This is a genomic window from Nocardia sp. CA-107356 (genome assembly GCF_050946365.1).
Classification (GTDB): domain Bacteria; phylum Actinomycetota; class Actinomycetes; order Mycobacteriales; family Mycobacteriaceae; genus Nocardia.
On sequence record NZ_CP191992.1, the window covers coordinates 7,428,679 to 7,442,570 of the forward strand.

Below are 13,892 nucleotides of genomic sequence, written 5' to 3' on the forward strand. Positions count from 1 at the left end.
CACTACGCCCGGTACGATAACACATTAAATGACGATTTCCTCATAAACGCAGAAATGGTCAGCAAACCCGCCGTGATGCGGCCGATAGCGCCAGGCCCGACGAGCGACGGCGTCCAGTCGACCCGGCCACCGGGGCGATCTCCGGATCACCGCGCTCGACATGGGCGGCTACGAACACGGACTCCACAGCCGCCCGCCAGGACTTCACATGGGCCCACCTTCGTCGATCACCCACCCCCCGAAGCACTTTCGCAGTTCGCACCCGGGGCGCTCCCGAGAGTCCAGTTCATCGCCCGCTCTGTCGAAGACGCATTCGACGAACTCGAAACCCAGTACGCCACCGCGCCTGCCGACCTCTCCACACCCGCGTGAGGTCAGAAGGCGGCTTCGTCGAGTTGCATCAGGTCGATATCGAGACGCGCGATCACAGTCCGGTCCGCGCTCAGTCGGGGCAGTACATTCGCTGCGAAGAACGCTGCGACAGCCACCTTGCCCTGATAGAACGCCGTATCGGCGCTACCGGAATCCATTGCCGCCAGGGCTGTTTCAGCACCGACCAGCAGACGCCACGCGATCAGCAGGTCGCCGACCGCGAGCAGGAACCGCACTGAACCCAGACCGATCTTGTAGAGCTCGGTGGGCTGCTGCTGCGCGGCGAACAAGTGCTCCGTCAGGCTGACGACCATGGACTGTACGTCCTCGAGGGCCGTCGCGAGCAGCGCCTTCTCGGCTTTCAGACGACCATTGCCCGCTTCGGCGTCGATCGTCTGCTGAATCTGCGCAGAAAGGTGAGCGAGGGCGACTCCCTGATCGCGGGCGATCTTACGGAAGAAGAAGTCCTGCGCCTGAATTGCTGTCGTGCCCTCGTAGAGAGAGTCGATCTTGGAGTCCCGAATATATTGCTCCAGCGGGTAGTCCTGCAGGTACCCGGATCCACCCAGCGTCTGCAGGGATTCGGTGAGCATCTCGTAGGCTCGCTCGGACCCGACGCCCTTCACGATCGGCAGCAGAAGATCGTTCACGCGCGCTGCCAGGTCCGCGTCGGCGCCGGAAACCGCATGAGCTACTTCGAGATCCTGGTGCGCCGCGGTGTAGAGGTAGACCGCACGCAGACCTTCGGCATAGGCCTTCTGCGTCATCAGGCTGCGTCGCACATCCGGATGATGGGTGATGGTGACGCGCGCAGCATTCTTGTCGGCCATTGCCGCCAGGTCGGCACCCTGGACCCGCTGCTTGGCATAGTCCAGGGCATTGAGGTAGCCGCTCGACAGCGTCGCGATGGCTTTGGTGCCCACCATCATGCGGGCTTCCTCGATCACCTTGAACATCTGCGCAATACCGTTGTGCACACCACCCACGAGCCAGCCCTTGGCCGGGGTTCCGTTGGCGCCAAAGGTAAGTTCGCAGGTCGCAGAGGCTTTCAGGCCCATCTTGTGCTCGACGTTCGTCACGAAGACGCCGTTGCGTTCACCGCGCTCGCCGGTCTGCGGATCGAATAGGTACTTGGGCACCAGGAACAGACTCAGGCCCTTCGTCCCCGGTCCCGCACCTTCCGGACGAGCCAACACCTGATGAATGATGTTGCCGAACAGGTCGCCGGAATCGGCGGATGTGATGAACCGCTTCACACCCTCGATATGCCAGGAGCCGTCATCTTGCTGGATGGCCCTGGTGCGGCCAGATCCGACATCCGAGCCGGCATCCGGCTCGGTGAGCACCATCGTCGCTCCCCAGTTCAGGTCGACCGCCATCGATGCCCAGCGCTTCTGCTGGTCGTCTCCGACCGCATGGACGATATGCGCCATCGTCGGGCCCGACAGGTACATGTAGGCAGCCGGTTGCGCGCCGAGTACGAACTCGTTGATCGCCCATTTCAGCACCGCCGGGGCCGCCACTCCGCCGATCGCTTCGTCGAGCCCGACCCGAAACCACTCGCCGTCGCGCCACGCCCGAATCGACTGCTCGAGCAAATCCGGCAACCGCACCGAATGTGTCGCCGCATCGAAGGTCGGCGGATTGCGGTCGGCATCGGCGAACGATTCCGCCAGCGGGCCTTCGGCCAGCCGCGCCGCCTCGGCCAACATCGATCGGACGGTGTCACCATCCAGGTCGCCGAAGGCGCCCGTCCCCAGGATCGTGTTCAACCCGAGCACCTCGAACAGGTTGAACTCCAGATCACGCACGTTGCTCTTGTAGTGCCCCACCAGGTGCCCTTTCCACTCTGCAAGTCGCCGACAGCTGCGTCGATCCCGATCCGAACCGACGGAGCCAGGCACGCTCCACTGAGGGATAAGTTATCCACCACTAAACGATCACGCAAGTGATGTCTACACAGATGCCAGCTTGAGTGACTATAAGTTACGCACCACTAAGCCTTCGGGTGATGGCGAGTGAAGTATCGGCGAATACCACACGGTCTCCGACCTCGACCAGCACAGTGGCGAGGTCGTTTCTGCCGGTCAGACGCGGGTTACGGACGGCGTCGATCACAATGCAGGTCATCGCCTGGATCTGCACCCGCGCCGCATCCGCCGATACATCGGGCCGCACGACCTGCAGCATCCGCACCCACTGCACAATCCCGTCACGGTGTGCGCGCCGGTATCTACTCGCCTGCTCGCCGGGAAGATGGCCTACCTCGCTGAGCGTGGTCCCGAGCAGGTCCGGTTCACGGATGGCGAACCGCACGAAATAACGCAGCAGGCCACGCAGCGCGTCACTGGGGGTATCCGCTTCGGCCATCGCACGGGAGGTATACAGGCGAATCCACTGTTCATTGCGATCTACGATCTCGTTCAGCAGGTCTACTTTGCTGGCGAAATGGTGATACAGCGACGGTCCCGACACTCCGACCGCGGCGCCGATGTCTTCGATTCCGACTGCCCCGTATCCGTAGGTGTTGAACAGTCGCGCCGCGGCGCTGATCATCCGCTCCGTGCGAAGCGTGGGATCGACGTTGTCGACAACGGTCCGTCGCCCCCGCCGGGGTCCTGCGGATACGGAAGTCACCTGGTCACCGGCAACCGGAAGCTCCGCGCCGACGACCGCACCGACGATGGCGTCCAGCACGCGCGCGAAGGTCGCTTCCGGAAGCTGGACCTGGTGGTACGAGGGGCTCACCGCGACCGACAGCACGCACCACCCCAGAAACTCGACATCGTCGGGGCCCAGATCCGGTCGACGGACCCTGATCGCCGTCCGCAGGAAGCCGTTCAGCCGCACCACACGAGCCAGCACCGCAATGCGATCCGCCGCGGCCAGATTGCGCACTTCGAGCTGCCACAACCGCGGCAGCCCGCGCAGCTCCAAACATGCCGTCGTCAGCGCACCGAGCACCGCATCCGGACCGGTGACCTGCGCGATCGCCAATCGGGACAGCACGGATTCGAGACCGGAGAGCAAGGACTGGCCGAGCAACTCCTGCTTACCGCGAAAATGGCGATACAGTGCGGCCGACGATATCCCGACCTCACCAGCGACATCGGCCATCGAGGTGGCGTGATAGCCATTCCTCGCGAACGCCGCCGTCGCCGCCCGCAGTATCGTTTGGCGCCGGTCCGCCGGTCGCCGACGCACTGATCCCACTTCGCTGCGCCTCACATCGCCGTCCATCGTGTCCAGTGTCCAGCACCACTCGGACTTCCGAGCGAGCACGCCCGGATAGCGTCGTCGCGGACCTTTGTACGGCGGCACCGAGTGCGCTCCTTCAGCGGTGCGGGTCGGATGGTTCGATGCCGAGCACCAGCGCGAGTCCCGAAATGTCGGAATGCGCTCGGGCGTAGGTGAGTTCGTGGCTGATGTCGCCGATGTTGTTGGCGATGGGCAGCGAGATACCCGGGTCGACAGGGTGCCGAGGGCCCGGCCCCCACCGTCGGACCGACCCAACTCCTTCGATCGAAAGTGACGAATTCTTCAATTTCCTTCAGCTGACTATGTCACCATAAGTGCCGATATCGTCAGTTTATCGAAGGGAGTGGTCGATGCGCAGCCATCACCACCTGCACACCGGCATGCGCGGCGGACACCAGGCGCGTGCGCGCCGCCGCGCCCTCGGATTCCTCGCAATCACCAGCGCCGCCATATTCACGCTGGTCGCGATACTGCTGCCGATTCATACCGCCGATGCGCTGATCAAGGTGCCCGCACCGGTACGGCAGGTAACCATGGCGGTCGGCACCGGCACAGTGCTGGACCTCGATCTATTGATGCAGGGCAGAGTGCAGATCCAACGGCAGGTCCCCGTTCAGGTGTCCTCCCTGGTGACCAGCGTCGAGCCGACGGATTCCGACAGCATGACCCTGCGGGTCGCGCAGCAAACATCGAGGTTGGATCGCCCGGGACAATCCGGACTGCTCGATGCGCTGGTCGATCAGGTCAGCATGAGCCGGACGAGCGGCGCACCTCGGCGCGTTCCGGCGCGCACGGTATTCGAGCCGGGTCAGCGACCGCTCGAGACGGTCCGCACCGGATTCCAGTACAAGTTTCCCTTCGACACCGGTCGACACGACTATCCGTACTTCGACGTCATCTCCCAACAGGAGGAACGCCTGCAATACGTCGACGACACCACCGCGCGAGATGGCATGGGCCTATTGCATTTCCGATCTCACATACCGCCGGTCAGCTTGGCTCCCTTACTACCGATGCGGGGCGGGATCGCACTTCCCGCGCAGTTGCTGGGACGAACCGGCGACGAGGAGGTGCTGCTGTCGTTGTACTACGCCGCCACCCGAGACATCTGGATCGAGCCGGTCACCGGCGCGGTCGTCATGGTGAGCGAGCATCAGAACCGCTACCTGGCCACAGCCACCGACGCCCCCGACGCCATCACCGTCTTCGACGGCACCCTGCATTTCGACGAGCAGTCCGTCCACGAAATGGCCGTGCAGGCACAAGACGCCCGCAGACAGATCTCCGTACTGCGCACCTACGCCCCCATCGCCGCCGCCATCGCCGCAATGGCAGCACTGACCTTCGGCATCTCACGCCTGCGAACCTCACGGCACTGAGCCCGTAAATCTTTGCAGCACAGTAGTTCTCATATGACCCAAGCGTGCCGACGAGTGCAGGATAGCAAATCCTCGGCTACCGATGTGATCGTGGCTATGATCGAATGGTCGGGGCTGATGTTCTGCCTCGCGAGGTGATCGAATGGTTTGCTACCTCCGCAGCCGGTGCGAAGCCGAGCACCGCTGGCCGACGACGGCGTATCGCCGGGGTTCGACATGGTGAGCGAGTAGGCCCATGCCAGAATTCGACCCCACCACAACCCAACGTGATCTGCAGGTCGGTCTCGCGGCCGAGCTGGCTGCGGCCGGATTCTTCGATGCGGTGGAAATCGGGCGAGGCGGATTCGGCGTTGTCTACCGCTGCTTCGAACGGTCGCTGGATCGCCTGGTGGCAGTCAAGGTCCTCACCTCGGAATTCGTCGGCGAAGACCGGGAGCGGTTCGTCCGCGAACAGCATGCGCTGGGGCGGCTGTCGGGGCATCCGAACATCGTGCAGATCCTGCAGGCCGATATCACCGCCACCGGTCGGCCCTATATCGTCATGCCGTTCCACGCCCGAGGTTCGCTGGAGAGCCGGTTGCGTGCGACCGGACCGATACCGTGGGACGAGGTGCTGTCCATCGGTGAACGCATCGCCGGGGCGCTGGCCGCCGCACATGCCGACGGCACCATCCACCGCGATGTGAAGCCCGCCAACATCCTGATCACCAACTACGACGAACCGCAATTGGCGGACTTCGGCATCGCCCGCATCGGCGGCGGCTTCGAGACGACGACCGGACATATCACCGGCACACCGGCATTCACCGCACCCGAGGTGCTCAGCGGTGAGCAGCCGAGCCCGGCCTCTGATATCTACAGTCTCGGCGCGACACTGTTCTGCCTGCTGACCGGGCACGCGGCCTTCGAACGCCGGACCGGCGAGAGCGTGATGGCGCAATTCGTGCGCATGACGACCGAGCCGATCCCGGACCTGAGCGAGACATCGATTCCAGCCGATGCCATCGCCGCCATCGAAGCGGCCATGACGATCGACCCGACGGGACGCCCGGAATCCGCTGCCGCCTACCAGCGGCTGCTGCGGGACGCACTGCGTGACCGCGTTCCGGACGCCGGTCCCGCCCGCTCGGTCGGCGCCGAACCGGCCACACCGCCGCAGCATGTTCCGCCCCGTCCGGTAGCGCCCACGGTCCCACCGGCCGCACTGACCAAGTTCCGGCCGCCGACGCCGCCGCGCGCGCTGGTGGACCGCTCCCGGTTGCTGCACATACTGCGGGACGGCCAGCAACGTCGGCTGACCGTGATCCACGCACCGGCCGGTTTCGGAAAGAGCACCCTGGCCGCCCAATGGGCGAGCACCCTCGAATCCGATGGCGTTCAGGTTGCCTGGCTCAGCATCGATCGCGACGACAACAACGCCGTCTGGTTTCTGGCCCATCTGGTCGAGGCGATTCGCCGGACACGACCGGAGCTCGGCCGTGAGCTGGACCAGATCCTGGAGCAACGCGCGACCGATGCCACCCGCTATGTCATCACCACGCTGATCAATGAAATCCATTCCAGCGGAGAAATATTCGCGGTAGTCATCGATGACTGGCATCAGGTCACCGATCGCGATGCGCTCGCGGCGATGGAATTCCTACTCGACAATGCCTGCCACCATCTGCGCATCATCGTCACCAGCCGAAGCCCGGCCGGACTACCGATCAGCCGGATGCGGGTGCGCGACGAACTCGTCGAAATCGATTCCGATGATCTGCGATTCGACGAAGCGGAGACCAGTTCGTTCCTACTCGACGTCAACCGGCTGCCACTGGGCTCGCGCGACATCACCGAACTATGGGAGTCGACCGAGGGCTGGGCGGCCGCGCTGCAGCTCGCGTCGATGTCACTGCGCGGCAAGGACAATCCCGCCGAATACATCGGGCGGCTGTCCGGGCACAGCTACGCCATCGACGAATACGTCGCAGCGAATGTGCTGGACACACTGGATCCCGCGCTGCTCGACTTCTTGCTGTCGATCTCGGTGACCGAGACCGTCTGTGGCAGCCTCGCCGATACGCTCGCCGGGGTGTCCTACGGACAGGAAATGCTGGAGGAGGCCGAGCAGGTGGACCTTTTCCTGCGTCGCGTCGATGACGACTCGGAGTGGTTCCGATTCGACCGGCTCTTCGCGGATCTGTTGCGGCGCAGGCTTGCCCGCCACGATCCGACGCGGCTGCGAGGGCTGCATGCGGCCGCCTCGACCTGGTTCGCGGACCACACGATGTTGAACGAAGCGGTCGACCACGCCCTGGCCGCGAACGACGCCCTCGGCGCCGTACGGATCATCGAGGAACACGGACGAGAGCTGCTGGAACGGTCGAAGATGGCGACACTGCTCGGGCTGGTCGCGAAGCTGCCACCGGCCGTCGCGAACCTGAACCCGCGGGTGCAGCTGCTGGTGGCCTGGTCCAACGTGGCGCTGCAACGGCTCCAACCCGCCCGTACCGCGCTGGATATGGTCGACGCGATGCTGGACTCGGGCATGGGGGACGAGACCGACATCGCCGATATGCGGACCGAGCTCGCCCTGGCTCGCACCACATCGGGATTCTTCGCCGATGACTTCGACGGCTTACCGGAGCTGGTCGAGGAGCGACTGCGGCAAGGCGCTGCGGAGGGGCAGCTCGACTCGTTCTTCGCGATGGCCGCTGCCGACGTCGCGTCCATGTGCGCGCTGTACAACTTCGACTTCGGCGAGGCGCGCCGGTGGCAGCGGTGGGCCGCTCCGTATCACCCGAAGCGCGAGGGTCCCTTCGGTGTCGTGTACGGCTACTGCCTGTCCGGTACCGCAGCGAGTGAGCAACTCGACATCGCGGCGGCCGAATCCGAGCTACGCACCGGGCTCGCGCTGGCACAGACGATCGGAATCCACTCGTATGGCGCCCGGCTGGCTTCGGCTCTGCTCGGCGCGCTTCGCTACGACCTCGGCGATATCGCCGAGGCCGAGGCGCTGCTCGACGAAAGTGCGGAGCTGGGAACGGAATTCTCCCTCGTCGATTTCATGATGGCCACCTACGGTATCGGGGCGCGGGTCAAATCACTGTGCGGTGACCTCGACGCGGCCGAAGCCCGGCTGATGGAGGGGGCCGAGATCGCGAAGAACCTCACGCTGCCCCGCCTCGCCGCGCGGATCGTGAACGAACGGGTGCGCATCGGGCTGCCCATCGATCCGCAGGACCGCGACGCGCTGCTTCAATTGCCGCCGTATCGCCGCCTGCCGAGTAGCTTGCACACGCTCACCGCGGAACTCCGGCAGGACACTGCGATTCGGCTACTACTCGGCGCGCACTCCCCCGCCGCGGCGGAACAGGCCTGCACCCGCGCCGAGCGTCTGGTGCGCGAGATCGCCGCCAACGACCGACCCCGCGCCGTGACGGCTGCCGAACTGCTATGGGCGGCATGCCTTTCCGAGGCCGGCCGAATGGACGATGCGATCGCCGCCGCGGCACCGGCACTCGCGCGGTGCGCCGCACAGGGACTGATCCGCTTCGTGGCCGACGAGGGCCCACCATTACACCGCATCCTGGAAGCCCTGCGCGCAGACCCCGAGTCGGCTCCCGACATCCCGCGCCCCTTCCTCCGGAAAGCCTCGACCGGGCATCGGATAGACCGCCCCTGACCCGGGAGCCGATCTCAGCGGCTCGCAGCCGACCGCACCGCTTCAGTGGCCGGTCGGCGATCCGGCGCTCGCGCCGAACGGCGGTGACAGGAAGCCTCCTAGCCCGGGTTCGTGCACTTCCGCGGCGAGTTGATCCTGGTAGAGCTCGTTGATCTGTGGTGCGTACTTATCCGCGATGATCTTTCGTTTGAGTTTCATGGTGAGGGTGATCTCCGCGCCACCGGCCTCCCAGAACACCGGGAGGATGCGCAAGCGTTTGATCTGTTCGACGCGGGCGAGCCGCTCGTTTCCGGCCCTCACTCCGGCCTTGATCGCCTCGACGACAGCCGGTTCGGCGGCCAGCGCGGCGGCGGAAGCGTCGGATAGTCCGTGCTGGCGTGCGTAGGGTCCGGCGGTCTCGGCGTCGAGGACGATCAGCGCGGTGTTGTAGGGACGGCCGTCGCCGATGACGGCCATGGCGCCGATCAGGGGTGTGCTGGCCTTGATCGTGTTCTCGATATTGGTGGGCGACATGTTCTTACCGGCCGCGTTGATGATCAGCTCTTTCTTGCGGTCGACGACGGTGAGGTAGCCGTCGTTGTCGATCGTCACGATGTCACCGGTGCGCAGCCAACCTTTGTCGTCGATCGCTTCGGCGGTTTGCTGGGGCTGGTCTCGGTAGCCCTGCATGACGAGTGGGCCGCGTACGTGCAGTTCTCCGTCGGGGGCAAGGCGTGATTCCATGCCGGGCAACAGTTTTCCGACCGTCCCGAGTCTGGCATCGCGCGGATGACTGACGCTGCAGATGCACGAAAGCTCCGACATGCCCCAGATCTCGGCGATCGGAACGCCCAGTCCGGCGAAGAATGCCAGGGTCTGTGGCGGGATCGGCGCGGCGCCCGACAGCGCCCACCGGAGCCGGTCGAAGCCGAGCGCCGAGCGCAACCCCCGCAGTACCAGCTCATCGGCACGTTCCCACTCGGCGGCGATATCCGCGGGTACCGGCGCACCGGCCAACTGGTAGGAACTGCGCCGGGCAGCGACCGCGAGCGCCCACTCCATGGCCTGGCGGCGCTGCGGTTCGGCTTCGCTGGCGACCTTGAATTCGATGGCCGCCTTCAGCTTTTCCCACACCCGCGGCACTGCTCCCCACACGGTCGGGTGCAGGTCGGCCAGCGCGGCCGCGATCTGCTTGGCGTCCTCGACGCAGGTCACCTGGGTGCCGAGCACTTCCTGGACATACAGGGCGGTCAGCCGGTCGGCGATATGGGCGGTCGGCATGAACGAGGTGATCGTGTCGCCGAACTCGAATCCGAGCACGTCGGCGATGCCGTACACCTGGAACATGAGGTTGGCATGGGTGGTTTCCACGCCTTTCGGGTTGCCGGTGGTGCCGGAGGTATAGATCAGGGTGGCCACGTCATCGGCGCGCACCGCACGCCAAGTGCCCTCGAAGTCGAAATCGATTGCGCCCATGGCGATCAGCTCGGTCACCGACAGCGTGCCGGGCGGAGCGTCGTCGAGGCAGATGATGTGATCGAGCTCGATTCCGCTGGCGCGCAGGCGTTCCAGGTATTGCGGTTCGCAGATCACCACCCGCGCGCCAGCGTTGCCGAGTACGTGGGCCAATTGCTCGGGTGGCAGGGTGTTGTACACCGAGAACGAGGTCGCGCCGAGGTGTTGCGCGGCAACCTCGAGCGGGTAGAAATCGATGCGGTTGGCCATCATCAACGCGACGGTGTCGCCGCGCGCGACGCCGAGACCGGCGAGACCGGCGGCGATGAGGCCCACCTGCTCCGCGTATTCACGCCAGGTGAGCGTCCTCCCGTCGCCTGGGGTGCGCAGCGCGACCGCGTCGGGAGCGATCGACGCGGTGTACTGGAATGCTGCGGGCAGCGTGTCGAAGCGAGGTGTGCTCACGCGGAGGGCCTTTCGAGATCGACCGCGGCGGCGGGGTCGAGAGCGGCGGATATGAAACGGCCGGCAGCGCGGTAGGCGAACCGCGATTCGGGGACGAGGGCGGGCAACGCCTGGAAGACGTGCATCTGGTCCGGCCACACCTGCAATTCGCAGGCGGCGCCGACGTCGATCCACCGTTGCGCGAGGGCCAGCGCGTCACCGCCGAAGAATTCGGCATCGCTGGTGTGGATGAGTGCGGGCGGCAACCGCATCCAGTGCTCGGGTCGCAGGTCGAGTGGATCGTTGGTGAAATGTGCGATCGCCCTGCGGGACAGCGGAACCGAGAGCAGGCCGTCGCGGCGCGCGCCGTCGTATCGGGCGGTCAGTGCGGATAACCGCCGCACCGTTCTGGCACGCCATGACGCGCGGGCGGTCGGTGGCGCGGTCATCGGCGCTGCTCGATCGCGCGAATCAGTTCGTGCACCGTCGAATCGGCGGCGAGTTTGCTGTCGAGGACGACGTTGACCGCACCGCGCAGCAGCGCGTAGGGCTCCCATCCGATGGGTGCGATGGTGCGCGCGGCACGGCGGGCGATGCCGTCGGCGATGGTGCGGGCGGCCTGGGCAGCGGTGATCCGCACATTGAGCGGCCAGGGCAGCAGGCCGTCGATTCTGCGGCCCAGTTCGTCGGTGTCGAGCATGTCGTGGGTCATCGCGGTGTCCACGATGCCGAAGTAGGCGACACCGGCGCTGGCGCCGGCGGCGGCGAGTTCGACGCGCAGCGCCCGGCCCAACTGTTCGACCGCGGCCTTGCTGATCATGTACGGGGAGCCGCCCATACCGGGTGCGAACGACGCGCACGAAGACACCACGACGACATGGCCTTTCGCGCGCACGACGTGGTCGAGCGCCGGATGCACGGTGTTGAACACCCCGGTCAGGTTGATGCTCATGACCCGGTCGAAATCGCGCGGATCCATGGTGCGCACCGTCGCGGGCACCGGTGTCACGCCCGCGTTGGCAACGACGATATCGAGGCGGCCGAACCGCTCGATCACCTCGCCGACGGCCTGTGCCATCTGTTCGCGGTCGGCGACGTTCGCGCTGATCGAGTGCACGCGGGTGGTGAATTCGTATTCGGCTCGGCGCGCGGCTGTCTCATCGATATCGACAATGATCACCACGGCGCCACGGGCGTGCAAGAGCCTGGCCAGTTCGAGGCCGATGCCCTGCCCGGCTCCGGTGATGAGCACGACTTTGCCGGATACGTCGTAGGTCGCGGTGGCGAACCAGCCGAGCGGGTTGAACGCGGTGAGGTTCATCAGACCACCTCGTACGCGTCGACATCGAATCGTCTTGTGCGACGGCGATATTCGAAGCTCCAGCTCGGATACAGACCCGCGTTCTGCCCATCGGGGGTGGTGTAGTAGCTCTGGCATCCGCCGGTGAGCCATACGGTGGCGGCACTGCGCCGGGCCATCTCCTCGATGAAGGTGTCCTGCGCTTCGGCGCGCACTTCGACCCGGCGCGCGCCGCGGGCGCGCACGGTCGTCAATGCGTCGACGATATAGGCGATCTGCGACTCGATCATGAAGACCGCGGACTGGTTGCCCGCCGCGCCGAAGGGGCCCAGAGTGCAGAAGAAGTTCGGGAAACCAGCGACCGCCGCACCGAGGTAGGTCTGCGGCTGCTTGTGATAGAGGTCCGCGATCGAGATATCGTCGCGGCCGACGATGCGTTCGAAGGCAGTGGGGATCGACGCGAATCCGGTGCCGAAAATGATGGTGTCGACCGGGATCTCGGCACCGGCGTGCGTGCGGATCGATCGGGCTCGGACCTCGGCGATCCCGTCGGTGACCACCTCGACGTTGCTCTTGTCCAGCGCCGGTAGATATGCGTCGGAGAAGATGGCGCGCTTGCAGCCGATCATGTAGTCGGGCGTCACCTGCTCGCGGAGCCGAGGATCGCGGATCTGGCGGCGCAGCTGGATGCGGCCCAGCAGTTCGTAGGGGTGGCGGAACCGGTTGTCCACGAATCCGACCAGACCGAACCCTTCGATCAGCGTGTACCAGGTACCGCGAACTGCCTTCTGCGCCAGTGGAACCCGGCGCAATAAGCGACGTTCGAGGCCGAGCGTCGGCCGATCCAGCCGCGGCACGATCCACGGCGCGGAGCGCTGAAAAACGGTCAGCGCCGCCACTTTCGGCTGAATCTCGGGGATGAACTGCACCGCGGACGCCCCGGTGCCGATCACCGCGACACGTTCACCGGACAGGTCGTGCGAGTGATCCCAATGCAATGAATGGAAGGTCGTGCCCTCGAAGGTGTCCAGTCCGGGCAGTGTCGGGTACTTCGCCTCGGCGAAAACCCCTGCGGCCGAGATGAAGTAGTCGGCGGTGAGCTTTCCTTGCGACGTGTCGATGCGCCACACCGACTCCTCGTCGTCCCAGCGCGCGTCCAGCATTTCGGTGCCCAGCCGGATGTGGCGAACCACATCGTGCTCGGCGGCGACGCGGCGGATGTAGTCGAGGATCTCCCGCTGGCGGCCGTAGGTACGCGACCAGTCCGGGTTGGGTGCGAACGAATAGCTGTACAGCTGCGACGGCACATCGCAGGCGCACCCGGGGTAGGTGTTGGCCTGCCAGGTGCCACCGAGATCGTTCGCGCGTTCGAGTAGCACGAGGTCATCGAATCCGGCCTCGCGCAATTTGATCGCAAGGCCGATCCCGCCGAATCCCGCGCCGAGGATGACGATCTGCCGGTGTTCGGTAGGTACCGGCGACTCGGCCGAAGTGCTCGCAGCGGTGTTGCTCATCGAGGCGTCTCCTCTGACTCGTGGCGCGCCCGGCTGAGGATGCCCTGGGCGATGGTCTTGGTGACCCAGCGGTTGACCGGACTGGCCGCGGCCAGCATCGGCCGCAGCAGCGAATTGCCCTCGAGAGCAAAGGTCCAGGTCAGCCGTGTTCCGGTGGGGATGGGCCGCAGGGTGAGATCCTCGGCGAAACGTTTCAGCCCCGGAATCGAGGCGGCATCGACGGTGAATGTCATGCGCGAGCCCACATCCCAGCGATAGAACCGCTCTTCGAGCCGAATGATGCCGCCGAGCGTGACGACTCGGGTGGTGCCGACGCCGAACGGTCGCGGCGAGGTCCACCGCGCCGTGGTGATCACACCCGACCAGGACACCAGTGCGTCCTCGGCGGTCAGCATGTCCCAGACATCGTCGGGCACCCGGGGAATATCGACGATATGGATGTAGCGGCGAGCGGCGGTGGCCAGGAATGTGTCATCGGATGCGGCCAGCCGGAAGCGTGTGGTCATGAGACCGTATGCCTTTCGCTG

At 65.5% G+C, this 13,892-nt stretch carries 9 protein-coding genes; 2 read left to right on the forward strand and 7 right to left on the reverse strand.

Annotated elements, in window-relative coordinates; all coding sequences use genetic code 11:
• Positions 1 to 374 precede the first annotated feature (374 nt).
• Positions 375 to 2,204 (reverse strand): acyl-CoA dehydrogenase, encoded by a 1,830-nt coding sequence (locus tag ACQP1G_RS33390; RefSeq protein WP_433193655.1) that lies wholly within the window; start codon positions 2,202 to 2,204, stop codon positions 375 to 377.
• Between the two features lie 154 nt (positions 2,205 to 2,358).
• The gene (locus ACQP1G_RS33395; protein WP_433209054.1) at positions 2,359 to 3,612 is read right to left on the reverse strand and encodes a TetR/AcrR family transcriptional regulator; all 1,254 of its coding nucleotides are present in this window, start codon (positions 3,610 to 3,612) and stop codon (positions 2,359 to 2,361) included.
• Positions 3,613 to 3,980: 368 nt separating this feature from the next.
• Here ACQP1G_RS33395 and ACQP1G_RS33400 point away from each other — a divergent pair, with 368 nt between their 5' ends.
• On the forward strand, positions 3,981 to 5,009 hold the full coding sequence (locus tag ACQP1G_RS33400) for a DUF3068 domain-containing protein (RefSeq protein WP_433193656.1): 1,029 nt from the start codon (positions 3,981 to 3,983) through the stop codon (positions 5,007 to 5,009).
• Between the two features lie 235 nt (positions 5,010 to 5,244).
• Positions 5,245 to 8,673, forward strand: coding sequence for a protein kinase domain-containing protein (locus tag ACQP1G_RS33405; RefSeq protein WP_433193658.1), 3,429 nt, complete (start codon positions 5,245 to 5,247; stop codon positions 8,671 to 8,673).
• Positions 8,674 to 8,715: 42 nt separating this feature from the next.
• Here the strand turns inward: ACQP1G_RS33405 and fadD11 are convergent, their stop codons facing one another.
• From fadD11 to ACQP1G_RS33430, 5 genes are read right to left on the reverse strand one after another with little or no spacing between them, the layout of a single operon-like run.
• Positions 8,716 to 10,572, reverse strand: coding sequence for a fatty acid--CoA ligase FadD11 (fadD11, locus tag ACQP1G_RS33410; protein WP_433193659.1), 1,857 nt, complete (start codon positions 10,570 to 10,572; stop codon positions 8,716 to 8,718).
• Entirely contained in the window at positions 10,569 to 11,000 is a 432-nt protein-coding gene (locus tag ACQP1G_RS33415; RefSeq protein WP_433193660.1) for an alpha/beta hydrolase, read from the reverse strand. Before ACQP1G_RS33415 ends, fadD11 begins: the two co-directional genes overlap by 4 nt.
• Entirely contained in the window at positions 10,997 to 11,872 is an 876-nt protein-coding gene (locus tag ACQP1G_RS33420; protein ID WP_433193662.1) for a short-chain dehydrogenase/reductase, read from the reverse strand. The genes ACQP1G_RS33415 and ACQP1G_RS33420 overlap by 4 nt, the downstream gene beginning before the upstream one ends.
• Positions 11,872 to 13,365 (reverse strand): flavin-containing monooxygenase, encoded by a 1,494-nt coding sequence (locus ACQP1G_RS33425; RefSeq protein WP_433193663.1) that lies wholly within the window; start codon positions 13,363 to 13,365, stop codon positions 11,872 to 11,874. Before ACQP1G_RS33425 ends, ACQP1G_RS33420 begins: the two co-directional genes overlap by 1 nt.
• A complete protein-coding gene (locus ACQP1G_RS33430) occupies positions 13,362 to 13,871 on the reverse strand; it encodes an SRPBCC family protein (RefSeq protein ID WP_433193665.1) in 510 nt (169 codons plus the stop codon). The genes ACQP1G_RS33425 and ACQP1G_RS33430 overlap by 4 nt, the downstream gene beginning before the upstream one ends.
• Between the last annotated feature and the right edge of the window lie 21 nt (positions 13,872 to 13,892).